We start from the raw sequence: 15,192 nt of genomic DNA on the forward strand, positions 1-15,192 counted from the left end.
GCGAGCATATGAGGCGTTAGCAGGAATTCAAATCAATTGCTGGCACAAGCCAGCAATTTCGCGGGCAGGCGAGGAGGGGGAGGGCGCGTTCACCCGACCATGACAGGGTGGGCGAGCACCGCGTTCTGGCAGTAGCCGAGAGCGTTCCACGGGCTGGAGTCGGGCTGGGAACGTCCCTGGTCGTCGCTGGCGCGCACGCGGATCACATGGTCGCCGGGACGGGGGTTCCAGTGGAACTGCCAGCGCGCCCAGGCGCCCGCCGTGCCCGGCGTGGTCAGGACCGCCGGCCTCCAGGGATCATGGTCGATGCGGTAGTCGACCGCCACGACCGGTCGTTCGCCCGCGAAGGCCCTTCCGCGGACGATCTGGGGGCCGGGCCGGAGTCGTCCGGGCCAGGGCAGCTCGACCAGGGCGGACACGGGCACGCCGGTGATGGGCGTCCCCTCGGGCGGATGGCCGGGGCCGATGAGCACGTAGTCACGGGTGTTCCAGGGCACGTGGAGCGGCCGCTCCGACACCTCGATGCGGCCCACCCACTTGATGCTGGCCGCGCCCAGCCAGCCGGACACCACGATCCGGGCGGGGAAGCCGTGATCGGGCGGAAGGATCTCGCCGTTCATGGCGACGGCGAGCAGGGTGTCGTCCGCCAGAGCCTTCGCCAGCGGCATCGGCCTGCGTGCGCGGACCGCGTCGAGGGACTCCGGCATGATCTCGCACGCGCGGGACGTGATCCCCGCCGGTTCGAGCAGGTCGCGTAGCCGCACGCCCGTCCACTCCGCCGTGCCCACGGCGCCGCGTCCCCATTGCGTGCCTTCGAAGCGGGCCCCGACCTCCTCGGCGAACAGCGCGCGGCGGTTTCCGGCGCATTCGAGCGTGCGGACCACCGAGATCATCGGGAAACGACTCCACAGATCGTCGTAGGTGTAGGAGACGGGCACGCGCACGCCGCCGCCCTCGATCCGCAAAGTCCAGGCCGTCGGGTCCAACCGGGGCGTCGGCGCGTGGTTGCGGATGAAGAAGCGGTCGGTGGGGGTGAGATGGCCGGGCAGTCGGTCGGGACGCGTCCCGAAGTCCAGCCCGGTGCCGGTGTCCTCCATCAGGTCCGCCGGAGTCGGCTTGACCACCTCGCGCGTGGTGAGGGCCCGCGTCGCGGTGTGCTGTTCGGTCATCGGTGCCGCCCTCTCCTCGTGGCCCGTCGAGAGACCGCGTGACCGGCAACTTTGTCCGGGTATAGGGCTTATATCCGAATTATCAACTCCGAAATATCAACAGGATATCAACAGGGATATCAACAGGGCGAACGGAAGACAACGGCCGAACCGGGGGGTCGCATGCTGTCGAGAATCGCCGTCGTGCTGGGCGTGTCCGTCGTCGTGCTGGGCGGGACGGCCGGCCTCGCCGTCGCACAGGAGGGGGTGAACCGGCAGGAGGGGGTGAACCAGCAGGACCGCATGTTCCTGACCGAGACGCATCAGGCGAACCTGGACATGATCGAACACGGCCCGATGGTCGAGAGGACGGCGAGCGCGCCTGCCGTACGCGATCTGGCGAAGCGGCTGGTGAAGGACCACATCGCGCTCGACGAGGACGTCAAGCGGGTGGCCGGGCAGGTCGCGGTCCCGCTACCCGGTACGGCAGGGGCCGCGGGGATGGCGGACTTCCGTCGGATGGCGCGGAACAAGGGGGCGGCGTTCGACCGGGCCTGGCTGTCTCACGAGGCCGATCATCACCACCACCTTCTCCAGGCCATCGCCCAGGAGTTGCGCACGGGCTCGTCCCTCGAGGTGAAGAAACTCGCCGCCGAGGCGAGGCCGGCCGTACGGGCGCATCTGGCCCTGCTGAGCCAGGCGGGCGGAGAGATCCCCGACGCCGGGATGCCCGGCCACTGAACCGGGACCACGGTCCCGTTCTGCGGTCAAGGCCCACATCGGCGCCGGAGACCACGCTCAGATGACGTCCCAGGGGACGGTCTCGTACAGGCGCGCCGCGGCTTCGACGACGTCGTGCCCGGTGGGAAGCGTCATGTCGTCGATGCGCCCCACCGCGGCGACCCCGTGGGAGTTGGTGATGAAGACCGCCTCGAAGCCGGTCACGTCGGCCAGCCGCACCGGCCCGCGCCGGGACTCGATCCCGATGCCCGGGAGTCGCGGCTCGAGCAATTGCATGGTGATGCCGTGCAGGGACGGTTCGTCGGGCCAGACGACGGACGTCCCGTCGAAGAAACCGATGTTGGCGATGCCGCTTTCCGCGATGACGCCGCCGTGACCGGTCAGCAGCGCGTCGTCGAAGCCCTCACGTACGGCCTGGCGGCCGTAGTAGGCCTGCCCGAATCCGCCGAGGTGCTTGATGTGGGCGGCCGGCCGCTGGTAGCCGACCGACCTGAGGCTCTGCGGGCTCTTGGGCGTGGGGGCCGGCGGGCGCACGGTCACCACGACGGACGCCGCGTCGTCGCCCTCCGGCCAGTAGACGTAGACGCGCACCGACGCGTCGGGGGTGTCGTCGCCGAGGGCGTGCCGGATGTGGTCGCGTACCTGGTCGCCGTCCAGGCCGTCGCCGAACAACTCCCGGGTGGCGCCGTCGAGTCGTGCGAGATGGAGATCGAGGCCACGCGTCTTCCCGCCTCTGACCTGCATGGCGGTGAAGTGCCCGTGGTTGACGAGCGGGAGCGGGAACTGCTCGGCGGACGGCGGACGGCCGTTGACCTCAATTCGCGGCTGAGCCAGAAGTCTCATGCCCCATTTTGGGGGTTTCCGGGCTGTCGTTGCGAACAGGGAGGTGAGCGCGCCTCCGGGGAATCGCGGGCAGGCCGTGCCGGATACGCAGGAGGGCCCAGACGGCGGGCGCGGCGAGCAGCACGCCGATCAGCACCCACACCGTGGCGGTGTTGCCCACGCCGAACATCTTCAGCGCCGAGGCGAGCAGCACGAACGCCAGAATCCGGCGCACCAGCCCGCCGGGAGCGCGGGAGGAGATGCGCGAGCCGAGATAGACGCCGGGGACGGACCCGGCGAGCAGCGCGGCGGTCACCGACAACTGGAAGTCACCGAAGAGCACGTGGCCGAGGGCCGCCGACATGACGAGCGGCACGGCCTGGACCAGGTCGGTGCCGACGAGTTGATTGGCCTTGAGCGCGGGATACAGGGCCAGCAGCGCCACGATGATCAGCGAGCCCGACCCCACCGACGTCATGCCGACCACCAGGCCGCCCACGACTCCGACCAGCACGGTAGGCAGTCGCCGTACGGTCACGGTGGGCAGGCCGGTCGCGGCGGGCTCGCCCGGAACCGCCGTCCGCCGTCCCGTCGCCGGGGTGCGCTCCTCGGCCCTGTCGCGCATGGCGAGATAGCCGCGTACGGCCAGGCCCGCCGCCGCGATGAGCAGAGCGACACCCAGAGCCGCCTGGATCACACCCTGGACGTCCTCGCCGGTGCCGAGCGCCCGCGCGACCAGCACGCCGCAGAACGCGGCGGGAACCGAACCCGCGCACAGCCAGCCGACGAGCCTGAGGTCGACGGTGCCGCGCCGCAGGTGGACGAAGCCGCCGACGGGCTTCATGACGGCCGCGGCGACGAGGTCGCTGGAGACCGCGGCGAGTGGCGGCACGCCGAAGAAGGTCACCAGCATGGGTGTCATGAGCGCGCCGCCGCCCATGCCCGTCAGTCCGACGACGACCGCGACCAGGAAGGAGCCGATCGCCATGACGTAGTCGAAATGCATCGGGAAATCCTACCAAAACCATCGGAATAATCGAGTACATCGTTCGAGAATTCCGGGGCCGGATGTCGGAGCCGGATGCCTGAGCCGGTGGTCTGAACCTCGGGGTGGGGCCCGGAGACCAGGCTCCACCCCGAGGGGTCGGGTGACTGTCACCAGGTGTCAGTCAAGGGCCTGTCAAGGGTGACCGTCCGCCCCGCACTTGATGATGGGACGGATGCAGTCGTTGACGCGCCGCGCCATCTCCGCCTCAGGCCAGGCGTTGAAGAAGTCGCCGTGCATCGTGAACCCGGCTCCCGACGCCAGCCGGAAGTGCGACGGGTCGCCGGTCACGGGATAGCGCAGGACCTGCCGCAGCTTCGGCACCGGTACGGGGTGGGTCGCCGGGCACTGGCCGTTCACCGGGTAGGCCATGTGACTCTTGTGGTCGGCGGAGTCGAGGTCCCTGCCGTTCCAGCACTGCGGGAAGTCGAGGTACGACTCCAGCATCGTGCCCGCCGGGCAGTTGACGAAGTCCTTCCCGGGGTTCACCTCGCCGGCGTGCAGGCACGACCAGCGGGAGATGGTCGTGGCGTCCGGCGCCGTCGCCTTGGCGTTGCCGGCCACGATGCGCAGGCCCAGGGGCATGGGCTGCGTCTGGGCGATGACGTCGTCACGGACGCCCTCGCCCAGGTAGTAGAACGTGGTGATGACCGGCTCGACCGGCACGTCGTCCTTGTACAACGTCGGCACCCAGTAGGCCGACTTGTCGACGGCCGGGTTGCAGTTGCTGTTGGCGTTCTGCAGGCTCGTCAGGGTCGAGCTCGCGTTGGTCGTGGTGCTCCCGAAGAAGCTGTGCATGTGGGAGGCGCCGGGCAGGCCCGGGTAGATGATCGGGTCATCGGGGAGCCGGTGACTGAAGGGACAGTCGGCGAGGAACTCCGCGACGCGCACGACGTTCCCGCCGCCACCGGTCGGCGGAGGCGTCGTTCCCCCACTGCCGAAGACCTGGAACTCCCACAAGGACACGCCGTACTGGGTGGCGCGGGCGGTGGCGTACAGCCGGACGTAGCGGCCGCTGCCCGCGACGTTGAGCGTCTGGTTGCCGCCGGTCCCCGTCGTGGTGGAGTAGACGGTGGTCCAGCTCGTCCCGTTGGTGGAGGTCTGGATCTGGAAGGCCCTCGCGTAGGCCGCCTCCCAGTTGAGCACGACCTGGTTGACGGTGGCGGTCGCGCCCAGGTCGACCTGCAGCCACTGCGGGTCGGCGAACGCGCTGGACCAGCGGGTGCCCAGGTTGCCGTCCACCGCGGCGGAGGCGGGAGAGCCGCCGTTCTCCGTGGAGGAGGCGGTGACCGGGTGCCCCTGGGAGAGCGGGGGTGCGGCGGCCTCGGCACGCGGGAGGAACACCGCGGAGGCGCCGAGGAGCGCGAACAGGGCGGCGGCGAGCGCCGCCAGTCTCAGGCGGGGGACATGGCTGGGTGGTGACATGGCGGACTCCAGGGGTGGGGGGGTGGGTGGCCCGGGAGGACTCCCGGGCCACCGGCTGATCAGTTCTCGATCAGTGCTGGATCAGTGCTGGATCAGTGCTGGATCAGTGCTGATCACTGGTAGACGCGCACGTAGTCGACGAGCATCCTCGACGGGAACGGCGTGCTCGCGTCCGGCGGGCCGGGCCAGTCGCCGCCCACCGCCAGGTTGAGGATGATGTAGAAGGGGTGGTCGTAGACCCACGGTCCCCGTGTCGCCTCGACCTGGTCCTTGCTGAGGGTGAACACCGTCTGGCCGTCCAGCGTGTAGACGATGCCCTTGCTGTCCCAGTTCGCGGCCCAGACGTGGTAGTCCGCGGAGAAGTCCGCGTTCCCCGCAAGCGTGTACGGCGAGCCGATCCCGGCTCCGCCGTTGTAGGCGGGGGCGTGGATCGTGGAGTAGGACGTCTTCACGTCCTTGCCGAGGACCTCCATGATGTCCACCTCCCCGTTGTACGGCCAGGGCCGGCCGGTCAGGAAGTCAGCGCCCATCATCCAGAACGCGGGCCAGAAGCCGTTGCCCTTGGGCACCTTGATCCGGGCCTCGACGCGGCCGTAGGTGAAGTGGAACTTGTTGGAGGTGTTCAGCCGGGCCGAGGTGTACTGGCAGGTGCCGCCGGGACAGGCCGAGCCGGGAGTGGTCTCCCTGCGCGCCTCCATCACGAGGCTGCCGGCTCCGTCCATGGAGGCGTTGTTGTTGTTCGTGTAGTACTCCAGCTCGTTGTTCGGGCCGGTGCCGGTGTCGACGGTCCACTTGGCGGGGTCGGGCTTGGCGCCGGCGGCGCCGTTGAACTCGTCGCTCCACACCAGTTGCGGTGGGTTGCGCGGGTCTGACGGGAGCGGGGGCGGGGTGGTGGGGGCGCCACCGGTTCCCCACACCTGGAATTCCCACAGCGAGTAGCCGTAGGCCGTGGCGCGCTGCGTGCCGTACATGCGGACGTAGCGGCCGGTGCCGTTGACGGTCAGGGTCTGCTTGAACCCGGTGCCCGTGGTGGTGGAGTAGATCGGGGTCCAGTTGGCGGCGTCCGGTGACACCTGGATCTGGAACGCCCTGGCGTAGGCCGGGTCCCACTGGAGCACGACCTTGTGGATCTGCGCGGTCGCGCCGAGGTCGACGTAGATCCAGCCGGGGTCGACCCAGCCGGTGGTGCTGCTCGTCGCCCAGCGCGACGCCGGGTCACGGTCGAAGGCGCGGGCGGGGATGCACTCGTAGCAGTTGACGTCGCTCTGGGAGGTCGAGGCCACGCCGGGCTTGCCGTACGACAGCAGTTTGTCGCCGCCCGGGTCAGGGGGAGTCGGCGTCGGTGTGGGGGTGGGGGTCGGCGTGGGCGTCGGCGTGGTGCCGGAACCGGTGCGGACGGAGAACGTGAACAGCGAGTAACCGAAGGCCGTGGCCCGCTGCGTGCCGTACATGCGGACGTAGCGGCCGGTGCCGGTCACGTCGAGGGCCTGGGTGCCCCCGGTGCCGGTCGTGGTGGAGTAGACGTTCGTCCAGGTCGTGCCGTCGGCGGAGGTCTGGATCTGGAAGGCCCTGGCGTAGGCCGCCTCCCAGGTGAGGGTGACGCCGCAGATCTGCTGGGCGGATCCGAGGTCGACCTGGATCCACTGCGGGTCGCTGAACGCGCTGGCCCAGCGGGTCCCGCCGTCGCCGTCGACGGCGTTGGCGGCGGGGAAGACGGCGTTCTCCGTGGAGGAGGCGGTGGCGGGGCGGCCGCGTGCGGCGTCGGCCGTGCCGCAACCCGGCGAGGTGCCGCCGGGGCCGTAGACCTGGAACTCGAGCAGTGAGTAGCCGTAGGGGAGGGCGCGCTGCGTGCCGTACATGCGGACGTAGCGGCCGGCGCCGGTCACGGCGAGCGTCTGGTTGCCGCCCGTCCCCGTGGTGGTGGAGTAGACGGACGTCCAGTTCGTCCCGTCGGCTGAGGTCTGGATCTGGAAGGCCCTGGCGTAGGAGGCCTCCCAGTTGAGCACGACCTGGCTGACGGTCTGGACGGAGCCGAGGTCGATCTGGATCCACTGGGGATCGCTGAACGCGCTCGACCAGCGGGTGGTCAGGCTGCCGTCGACGACGTTGGCGGCGGGGAACGCCGCGTTCTCCACTGAGGACGCGGTGACCGTCTTCCCCTGGGAGATGAGGGTGTCGGCCGCGGCGGCGGGGACCAGGACGAAGCAGGACGTGATGAGGATGATCGCCGTTGCGACCAGTAGGCCCAGGCGGTGACGTCCTGGACTGCGGGATGGACTCACGGGGTCTCCTTGGCGGGCGGGGGGTTCAGGGAGCGCTCCCGGACAGGAGCGTGCTACTTGTTAGGAAGAGCTGTCAAGAACCCCGTTAACCAAACCGAAATGCAACGCACACCCGTAATATCCCTCGAGTTACAAGTAGAGAGCGCTCTCTGATCCGGCGATCCGATCAGGCTGTGCCGCTCTGAACTGCGGATATGGGATTGGCGCTAAGAAACCGCTCTCTCGCATTATTCCGGACGCCGTTCCGCAGGTATCCACCATTGTTACAGGGGGGCCCTTGACACGAAATGCCGCCGGAATCCACCGTGTGAGGGAGCGCTCCCTACAAGATCACTTAAGGGGCCCAAGGAGGGTTCTATGGGCAAGCTTCGCCCCGGACGCATCGCCCCGATGCTCGCCGCAGCTTTACTGGCCGCCAGTGTGGCCGCCTGTGGTGGCGGCTCGGACGAACCGGCGGCCTCCGGCCAGCCGGCCGAGAAGATCAAGCTCACCGTTGGACTGTTCAGCGACTTCCACTTCGCGCCGCTGTACGAGGAGTTCAAGAAGACCCACCCGAACGTCGAGATCGTCGAGCGTCGGGCGCAGTTCAACGACCACCACAAGAACCTCACCACGCAACTCGCGACCGGCGCGGGCGCCGCGGACGTGGTGGCCGTCGAGGCCGGATACATCGCCACGTTCACTCCGCTCGCCGACAAGTTCTACGACCTCGGCCAGTACGGCCTGGGCAAGAGGCAGGCCGACTACCTGGACTGGAAGTGGAGCCAGGGCCTGTCGCCCGACGGCAAGCTGCTGGGCCTCGGCACCGACATCGGCGGCACGGCCATGTGCTACCGGACCGACCTGTTCAAGGCGGCGGGCCTGCCGACCAACCGTGACGAGGTGTCCAAGCTCTGGCCCACGTGGGAGGACTACGCGAAGGTCGGCCAGCAGTTCATGGCCGCCAAGGTGAAGAACGCCAAGTGGTTCGACGGGCCGGGTGAGAACTTCCGCGCCATGGTCGACCAGGCTCCCGTCGGGTTCTACGACGAGCAGAACAACCTGGTCGCCGGGACCAACCCCGATGTGAAGAAGGCGTGGGACCTGTCGGTCCAGATGCTCCAGGCGGACGAGTCGGCCAAGCTCGCCGCCTTCAGCCCCCCATGGAACACCGGCCTGACCAAGGGCTCATTCGCCACGATCGTCTGCCCGTCGTGGAAGACCGGCAGCATCAAGGACGCGGCCCCGACCACGGCCGGCAAGTGGGACGTCGCGGCGGTGCCCGGCGGTGGCGGCGGCAACCAGGGTGGGACCCACCTCATGGCGCCGAAGCAGGGCAAGCACCCCAAGGAGGCCGCCGAGCTGATCGACCTGCTCACCAGCAAGGACAACCAGCTCAAGCTCTTCACCGACGCCGGCGCTCTGCCGTCGATCCCCGCGTTGTACGACGACCCGGCGATCACGGGCTTCACCAACCCGTTCTTCAACGACGCGCCGACAGGCAAGATCTTCACCGACGCCGCCAAGGCTCTGAAGCCCCAGCACGTGGGGCCCAAGGCCGGTGACGTGCTCACCGCGTTCGGCAACGCCCTGCAACGCATCGAACAGGGCAAGCAGCAGCCCGACGCGTCGTGGCAGCAGGCCCTGCAGGACCTCGACCGGATCAAGTAGCTCGCCGGGTGGCCGGCTCGGACCAAGCGAGCCGGCCACCCCAACGATCTCACGAACCAAGAGAGGACCCGCTGTGGCCACCCGCGCCCCCGACCGTCCGACGGCGGTCCCGCGCCACAGGTCTGAACGGTTCGGCCGGCAACTCGCGTACCGGCTCGACGTCAAGGCCTCGCCGTACGCGTATGTCATGCCGTTCCTGCTGGTGTTCTGCGCGTTCGGGCTGTTCCCCCTGGTCTACACGGCCTGGGTGAGCCTGCACGACTGGACGCTGCTCTCCGACGTCCACAAGTTCGTCGGCCTGGACAACTTCGCCTTCCTGCTCGGCGACGACTACTTCTGGAACGCGACCTTCAACACCGTGTCCATCGGGCTGGTGTCGACTGTCCCGCAGTTGCTGCTGGCGATCTGGCTGGCGCACCTGCTGAACCGCCCGCTCCGGGCCCAGACGCTCTTCCGGGTCACGCTGCTGCTCCCGAACGTCACCAGCGTCGTCGCCGTCGTGGTCATCTTCAGCCAGCTCTTCGGCCGCGACTACGGGCTGATCAACTGGGTGTTGTCGTGGTTCGGCGTCGGCGCCATCGACTGGAACGCCGGGACCGCGAGCTCGCACGTGGCCATCTCCACCATGATCATGTGGCGCTGGACCGGCTACAACGCGCTGATCTTCCTGGCGGCCATGCAGGCCGTGCCGCGTGACCTCTACGAGGCCGCCACCATCGACGGCGCCTCCGGGTTCACGCAACTGAGGAAGATCACCATTCCGATGATCAAGCCCACGATCGTCTTCGTGGTCATCACCTCCACCATCGGGGCGATGCAGGTCGTCGCGGAGCCGCTGCTGTTCGGCACCTACAGCCCCACCGGCGGCCCCGACCGCCAGTACCAGACGCTCTCGCTGTTCATCTATGAGAACTTCGCGAAGCTCGACTTCGGCTACGCCTCGGCGATCTCCTGGATGATGTTCGTCTTCATCGTCATCGCCGCCGGCGTCAACTACCTGCTCACCCGCCGTTCGGGGGGGAACCTGACATGATCCCGCGGCTGGGTTCGGGCAAGGCCCGCACGCTCACCTACCTCACGCTGATCGCCGTGGTGTTCTTCTCGGCGCTGCCGCTCTACTACAGCGTGGTCGTCGCCTCCCGCGACAACTCGGCGCTGGCCGACGTGCCGCCGCCGCTCTGGCCGGGAGGCAACTTCGTCGCCAACGTGGAGAAGGTCTTCGACACCGTCCCGTTCGCGCTGGCGCTGCTGAACTCCGTCCTGGTGGCGGGGTCGATCGCGATCGCGGTCATGTTCTTCTCGACGCTCGCCGGGTTCGCCTTCGCCAAGCTGCGCTTCCGGGGGCGCAACGCACTCCTGCTGATCACCGTGGCCACGATGATGGTCCCCACGCAGCTCGGCATCATCCCGCTCTACCTGATCATGGTGAAGCTGGAGTGGACCGGGTCGATGTACGCGCTCATCGTCCCCGCCCTGGTCAACGCGTTCGGGGTGTTCTTCATGACGCAGTTCCTGTCCCGGGCGTTGCCGACCGAGCTCCTGGAGGCGGGCCGCGTGGACGGCTGCACGACCTGGGGCCTTTTCTGGCACGTGGTGCTGCCGGTGGCCCGTCCGGCGGCGGCGGTGCTGGGCATGCTGACGTTCATGTCGGCGTGGAACGACTACTTCTGGCCGCTGATCGTGCTCACCCCTGAGAACCCCACCGTCCAGGTCGCCCTGTCCACGCTGGCCGCGGGTTACGTCAGCGACTACGCGCTCAGCCTGACCGGCACCACGCTCGGCACGCTGCCGCTCGTCATCGTTTTCGCCCTGCTCGGCAAGCAGATCATCGGAGGAATCATGCAAGGAGCTGTCAAGGGATGACGATCACCACCGTCGAGACTCGGGGGCAGACGCTGGTCTTCCCTGATGGTTTCCTCTGGGGCGCGGCCACCGCGTCCTACCAGATCGAAGGCGCCGCGCGGGACGACGGCCGGGGGCCGTCGATCTGGGACACCTTCTCGCACACGCCCGGCAGGGTCGCCACGGGCCACACGGGCGACGTGGCCTGCGACCACTACCACCGCTACGCCGACGACGTGCGGCTGATGGCCGACCTCGGCCTCGGGGTCTACCGGTTCTCCGTCTCCTGGCCGCGCGTGCAGCCCGACGGCTCGGGGCCGACCAACATGCGCGGGCTGGACTTCTACGACCGGCTCGTCGACCGGCTGCTGGATGCCGGGATCGACCCCTACGTCACGCTCTACCACTGGGACCTGCCGCAGAGTCTGGAAGACCACGGCGGCTGGCCCAACCGGGACACGGCCTACCGCTTCACCGACTACGCCCTGGCCGTGCACGCCCGGCTGGGCGACCGGGTGAAGACCTGGACCACACTGAACGAGCCGTGGGTGGCGGCCTTCCTGGGATACGGCAACGGCGTGCACGCGCCCGGCCGTACGGACGCCGCGGACGCACTGCGGGCCGCGCACCACCTGCTGCTCGCCCACGGGTTGTCCACGTCGGCCCTGCGCTCCGCGGGCGTCGAGGAGATCGCTCTCACACTCAACCTGTCGCCGGTCATCACGCACGGAGCGGGGGAGGCGGACGCCGAGGCCGTGAACCGGGCCGACGTCCTGCTCAACCGCCAGTTCCTCGACCCGGCGCTGCGCGGCGTCTATCCCACGGAACTGCTCGAGATCATGGAGCGCCGCGCGGGCCTCGGGCACATCCACGACGACGACCTGGACGTGATCCACCAGCCGATCGAACTGCTGGGCATCAACTACTACAACCCCACCTATGTCATCGCGAAGCCGGGTGAGCCGGCCGATCCGGCATGGCCCGGCAGCGAGGGCATCGGGTTCGACGGCTCCGACGAGCCGACCACCGCGATGGGCTGGCCGATCAGTCCCGACGGCCTGTCCTCACTGCTGGTACGGCTCTCGCACGACTACCCCGAGGTCGGGCTGATCGTCACGGAGAACGGCGCGGCCTTCGACGACGTCGTCGTCGGCGACCAGGTCCACGACGCCGATCGCGTGGCGTACCTGGACGGGCACATGCGCGCCGCCCACGCCGCGATCGAGGCCGGCGCCGACCTCCGCGGCTACCTCGTGTGGTCGCTGCTGGACAACTTCGAGTGGCATGACGGGTATCACCGGAGGTTCGGCCTGGTGCGGGTCGACTTCGGCACCCAGCGCCGCCTGCTGAAGGACAGCGCGCTGTGGTACCGGGGGGTCATCGAACGCAACGGGCTGGCCTGAGCCACCCACTCTGGAGGCCGAGGGAGACGGTGAGCATGCTCGACGAGCCCGTGACCCGTGAGAGGGCATGACGAAGCGGCCCACGCTGGAGGCCGTGGCCGCGCGGGCGGGTGTCTCCCGTGCCACGGTCTCCAGGGTCGTCAACGGAGAGACCACGGTCACGCCGGGGATCCGCGACGCGGTGCTGCGTGCCGTCAACGAGTTGGGCTACGTCCCGAACCTGGCGGCACGCAGCCTCGTCACGCAGCGGACCGACTCGGTGGCCCTCGTCGTGTCCGAGCCGCCCACCAGGGTCTTCTCCGACGACCCGATGTTCTCCACGGTCATCCGCTCGGCCAGCGCCGAGCTCGAGGCGGCGGACAAGCAGGTCGTGCTGATGCTGGTCGGCGACCGCACGAGCCACGGCAGGGTCGAGCGGTATCTCACCGGCGGGCACGTGGACGGCGTCATGCTGATCTCGATGCACGGCGCCGACCCCATCCCGGCCGCGCTCGCGCGGATGCGCGTCCCCGTCGTGTCGTACGGCAGGCCGGCCGTCAACATCGCCCTGCCGTATGTGGACAACGACAACGTCGGAGGGGCCGAGGCGGCCGTCCGGCACCTGCTCGAACGGGGCCGCAGGCGCATCGCCACCATCGCCGGTCCTCCGGACATGATCGCGGGGCAGGACCGGCTGACCGGCTACCGCACGGTCCTGCGCGACTCCGACCGCCGTTCCATCGTGGCGGTGGGCGACTTCACCCGGGAGTCGGGCGCGACCGCGATGCGGCAACTCCTGCGCGACGACCCGGGGCTCGACGCGGTGTTCGCCGCCAACGACCTGATGGCGATCGGCGCCCTGCGGACGTTGCGTGAGGCGGGCCGCCGCGTCCCCGACGACGTCGCGGTCGTGGGATTCGACGACATCGAGGCGGCGAGCTACGCCGAGCCGCCGCTCACCACCATGCGTCACCCGTTCCCCGAGCAGGCCGCGGCCATGGTCACGCTGCTGCTCGCCCTGCTCAAGGGGCAGCCCGCCGTCCCGATCATCCTCCCCACCGAACTCGTGGTCAGAGAGTCCACCTAGCGCCTCGCCCGGCAGCGGAGATCAGTTGACCGGTTTCGTGGTCCATTGCGCCTCGTCTGTGCCGAGAACCGTCGTCCTGAGGAACAGGCCGGAGACTCCGCCGGTCTCGTTGAGCTTGGCCAGGATGGCGCCGGTGGCGCTGATGCTGACGTCGAAGCCGTTGACTCCGTAGACGTACACGAAGCGTGGTGTCCGGTAGGCGGGGTGGCCGTTCAGCTTCGTGTTGGGACGGGGTAGTCCGAGGATCGCTCCCTGCTCGTCGGGGACGCCGGTGCCGATGGTGCCGTCCGTTTTGATCATGCTGATCTCCAGGATGGAAGCCCCCGGTTCGAGGAAGGAGAGGCCCACACTGACCTCGTCGAACGCGCCGTTGTTGAGCCCCGCCGTCGTCGGCGTCAATCCGCCGGGCACGCCGTCGACGTGCAGGGGCAGCGCGATCGGCCGGGTGCCGCCGAACCGCACCGATTCGGCGATCTTGTACGCCATCGTGGTCAGCTCGGCGCTGCTGCCGTGCAGCCCGTTGCCCGCCAGCTCCGCCCAGCTGTCCGGGGCGTACTGCCAGCGCAGCTCGAACGTGGACTGCCCGTTCTCGTCGGGTGCGAATGTCCAGTAGGCGTAGTGGCCGTTGACGGGCGTGGCGGGGATCCGCTTGCCGGGGACGCCGCCGGGCAGGTGCGGCAGGTCCGGCTCCTTGCCGCGCCCATGGTCGATGAGAGTCACGCCTGACCTGGTCCCCGGCCTTATCGCGGTGATAGTGAAGGCGTCCTGATACTGACGGTCGATGCCGTAGCCGTTGGCGTGCAGGCCGTCCGGCAGCCAGCCGAAGGAGGCGCGTTCCACCAGCAGATCGGTGTAGTCGGCGTCCGCGGCAGGAAGGGGATGCAGCGTGGTGGGGCGGACGTCCACCGAGCCGGGGTGGACGCCCACCTGGGTGGCCACGGCAACAGCGGCGGCGACTGCCGCCGCGGCGCCGGCCAGCAGCATGCGTCGTATCTCCCTGAGACCCCGTCCCGTCTTCACGGCACGCGACGGCGAGGACGCGATGGCCGCCAGGAGCCGTTCCTGGCCGGCGTCCAGGCGCTGCCGCGACGGGGTAGCGGTGTCGGCGCGCATCGCGCGCACCAGATCGAGGTCGTTCACGGTCGGCACCTCAGCCTTCCTCTGAAACGGACAGGGGGTTCTCGTCGCCGATCTCGGCGCGGATCTTCCTTCGGGCCCGATGCAGCCGTGACCGCACCGTGCCCACGGAGGTGCTGAGCGCCTGGGCCGCCTCCTCGTAGGACAGGTCGGCCCAGGCGATCAGCAGCAGAACCTCCCGGTGCGCCCGGCTGAGACCGGCGAGGGCCGCCGCGAGTGACCGGTGCATCCCGGCCGCCACCACTCGGTCGTCGGCGCCGTCCATCTGACTTCCGACGGTCCTGGCCACGGGGTCGGCGCCGCTGCGGGCGAACGCCAGCAGCATCCGGGTCTCCCTCCGGTGATGCTGGGCCATGACGTTGGCGGCGATGCCGTACAACCACGGCCTGGCGTCCGGTCGCCCGAGGTCGTATTGCCGGCGTTTCTCGAATGCCCGGTAGAACGTCTCGGCGGCGACGTCGTCGGCGAGATCGTCACCCAGCCTGCGAGCGACGTAGCGGATGATGTGGGGTGCGTGCCGCTCGTAGAGCACGGCGAAGACCTCAGGTTCGCGCCACGACTGCTCGATGGCAGCGGCGTCGCTCACGCCCTGCCGGGTCGTCACAGTCATACGGCTCCTGTCTCTCGCAGC

13 protein-coding genes are annotated in these 15,192 nt (G+C 69.1%); 6 read left to right on the plus strand and 7 right to left on the minus strand.

The window, feature by feature from the left end:
* Positions 1-89: 89 nt before the first annotated feature.
* Positions 90-1,169, minus strand: coding sequence for a sulfite oxidase (locus tag Pmi06nite_RS35355; protein ID WP_203957556.1), 1,080 nt, complete (start codon positions 1,167-1,169; stop codon positions 90-92).
* 162 nt (positions 1,170-1,331) lie between these two features.
* Here Pmi06nite_RS35355 and Pmi06nite_RS35360 point away from each other — a divergent pair, with 162 nt between their 5' ends.
* Positions 1,332-1,889 carry a DUF4142 domain-containing protein gene (locus Pmi06nite_RS35360; protein ID WP_203957557.1) on the plus strand — a complete coding sequence of 186 codons (558 nt, stop codon included), beginning with the start codon at positions 1,332-1,334 and terminating at the stop codon, positions 1,887-1,889.
* A gap of 57 nt (positions 1,890-1,946) precedes the next feature.
* On the opposite strand, the gene Pmi06nite_RS35365 is transcribed toward Pmi06nite_RS35360, so the two are convergent.
* The 4 genes from Pmi06nite_RS35365 to Pmi06nite_RS35380 form a co-directional block, all read right to left on the minus strand.
* Positions 1,947-2,732: an aminotransferase class IV family protein gene (locus Pmi06nite_RS35365; protein WP_203957558.1), complete on the minus strand. Its 786-nt coding sequence runs from the start codon at positions 2,730-2,732 to the stop codon at positions 1,947-1,949.
* Complete coding sequence (locus Pmi06nite_RS35370) at positions 2,704-3,717, minus strand: sulfite exporter TauE/SafE family protein (RefSeq protein WP_203957559.1); 1,014 nt, start codon at positions 3,715-3,717, stop codon at positions 2,704-2,706. The genes Pmi06nite_RS35365 and Pmi06nite_RS35370 overlap by 29 nt, the downstream gene beginning before the upstream one ends.
* 174 nt (positions 3,718-3,891) lie before the next feature.
* Positions 3,892-5,181, minus strand: coding sequence for a DUF1996 domain-containing protein (locus tag Pmi06nite_RS35375; RefSeq protein ID WP_203957560.1), 1,290 nt, complete (start codon positions 5,179-5,181; stop codon positions 3,892-3,894).
* 113 nt (positions 5,182-5,294) lie between these two features.
* Positions 5,295-7,463, minus strand: coding sequence for a discoidin domain-containing protein (locus Pmi06nite_RS35380; protein ID WP_239114422.1), 2,169 nt, complete (start codon positions 7,461-7,463; stop codon positions 5,295-5,297).
* Positions 7,464-7,820: 357 nt separating this feature from the next.
* On the opposite strand from Pmi06nite_RS35380, the gene Pmi06nite_RS35385 reads away from it, so the two are divergent.
* The 5 genes from Pmi06nite_RS35385 to Pmi06nite_RS35405 all read left to right on the plus strand — a co-directional run bounded on the left by Pmi06nite_RS35385 (position 7,821) and on the right by Pmi06nite_RS35405 (position 13,424).
* The gene (locus Pmi06nite_RS35385; protein WP_203957561.1) at positions 7,821-9,113 is read left to right on the plus strand and encodes an ABC transporter substrate-binding protein; all 1,293 of its coding nucleotides are present in this window, start codon (positions 7,821-7,823) and stop codon (positions 9,111-9,113) included.
* Between the two features lie 73 nt (positions 9,114-9,186).
* Positions 9,187-10,146 carry a carbohydrate ABC transporter permease gene (locus Pmi06nite_RS35390; protein WP_203957562.1) on the plus strand — a complete coding sequence of 320 codons (960 nt, stop codon included), beginning with the start codon at positions 9,187-9,189 and terminating at the stop codon, positions 10,144-10,146.
* Positions 10,143-10,976, plus strand: a complete 834-nt coding sequence (locus tag Pmi06nite_RS35395; protein ID WP_203957563.1) for a carbohydrate ABC transporter permease — start codon at positions 10,143-10,145, stop codon at positions 10,974-10,976. The genes Pmi06nite_RS35390 and Pmi06nite_RS35395 overlap by 4 nt, the downstream gene beginning before the upstream one ends.
* Positions 10,973-12,358 carry a GH1 family beta-glucosidase gene (locus tag Pmi06nite_RS35400; protein ID WP_203957564.1) on the plus strand — a complete coding sequence of 462 codons (1,386 nt, stop codon included), beginning with the start codon at positions 10,973-10,975 and terminating at the stop codon, positions 12,356-12,358. The genes Pmi06nite_RS35395 and Pmi06nite_RS35400 overlap by 4 nt, the downstream gene beginning before the upstream one ends.
* Positions 12,359-12,425: 67 nt before the next feature.
* Positions 12,426-13,424, plus strand: a complete 999-nt coding sequence (locus Pmi06nite_RS35405) for a LacI family DNA-binding transcriptional regulator (RefSeq protein WP_203957565.1) — start codon at positions 12,426-12,428, stop codon at positions 13,422-13,424.
* Positions 13,425-13,445: 21 nt separating this feature from the next.
* On the opposite strand, the gene Pmi06nite_RS35410 is transcribed toward Pmi06nite_RS35405, so the two are convergent.
* Positions 13,446-14,564, minus strand: a complete 1,119-nt coding sequence (locus Pmi06nite_RS35410; RefSeq protein WP_203957566.1) for a hypothetical protein — start codon at positions 14,562-14,564, stop codon at positions 13,446-13,448.
* A gap of 10 nt (positions 14,565-14,574) precedes the next feature.
* On the minus strand, positions 14,575-15,171 hold the full coding sequence (locus Pmi06nite_RS35415) for an RNA polymerase sigma factor (RefSeq protein ID WP_203957567.1): 597 nt from the start codon (positions 15,169-15,171) through the stop codon (positions 14,575-14,577).
* Positions 15,172-15,192 lie beyond the last annotated feature (21 nt).

The sequence above is a fragment of the Planotetraspora mira genome (assembly GCF_016863275.1).
GTDB lineage: Bacteria > Actinomycetota > Actinomycetes > Streptosporangiales > Streptosporangiaceae > Planotetraspora > Planotetraspora mira.

Coding starts and splice junctions, on each gene's coding strand:
- Pmi06nite_RS35375 (WP_203957560.1), bottom strand. CDS start 5,181: ATGTCACCACCCAGCCATGTCCCCCGCCTGAGACTGGCGGCGCTCGCC.
- Pmi06nite_RS35365 (WP_203957558.1), bottom strand. CDS start 2,732: ATGAGACTTCTGGCTCAGCCGCGAATTGAGGTCAACGGCCGTCCGCCG.
- Pmi06nite_RS35385 (WP_203957561.1), top strand. CDS start 7,821: ATGGGCAAGCTTCGCCCCGGACGCATCGCCCCGATGCTCGCCGCAGCT.
- Pmi06nite_RS35415 (WP_203957567.1), bottom strand. CDS start 15,171: ATGACTGTGACGACCCGGCAGGGCGTGAGCGACGCCGCTGCCATCGAG.
- Pmi06nite_RS35360 (WP_203957557.1), top strand. CDS start 1,332: ATGCTGTCGAGAATCGCCGTCGTGCTGGGCGTGTCCGTCGTCGTGCTG.
- Pmi06nite_RS35370 (WP_203957559.1), bottom strand. CDS start 3,717: ATGCATTTCGACTACGTCATGGCGATCGGCTCCTTCCTGGTCGCGGTC.
- Pmi06nite_RS35405 (WP_203957565.1), top strand. CDS start 12,426: ATGACGAAGCGGCCCACGCTGGAGGCCGTGGCCGCGCGGGCGGGTGTC.
- Pmi06nite_RS35400 (WP_203957564.1), top strand. CDS start 10,973: ATGACGATCACCACCGTCGAGACTCGGGGGCAGACGCTGGTCTTCCCT.
- Pmi06nite_RS35395 (WP_203957563.1), top strand. CDS start 10,143: ATGATCCCGCGGCTGGGTTCGGGCAAGGCCCGCACGCTCACCTACCTC.
- Pmi06nite_RS35355 (WP_203957556.1), bottom strand. CDS start 1,169: ATGACCGAACAGCACACCGCGACGCGGGCCCTCACCACGCGCGAGGTG.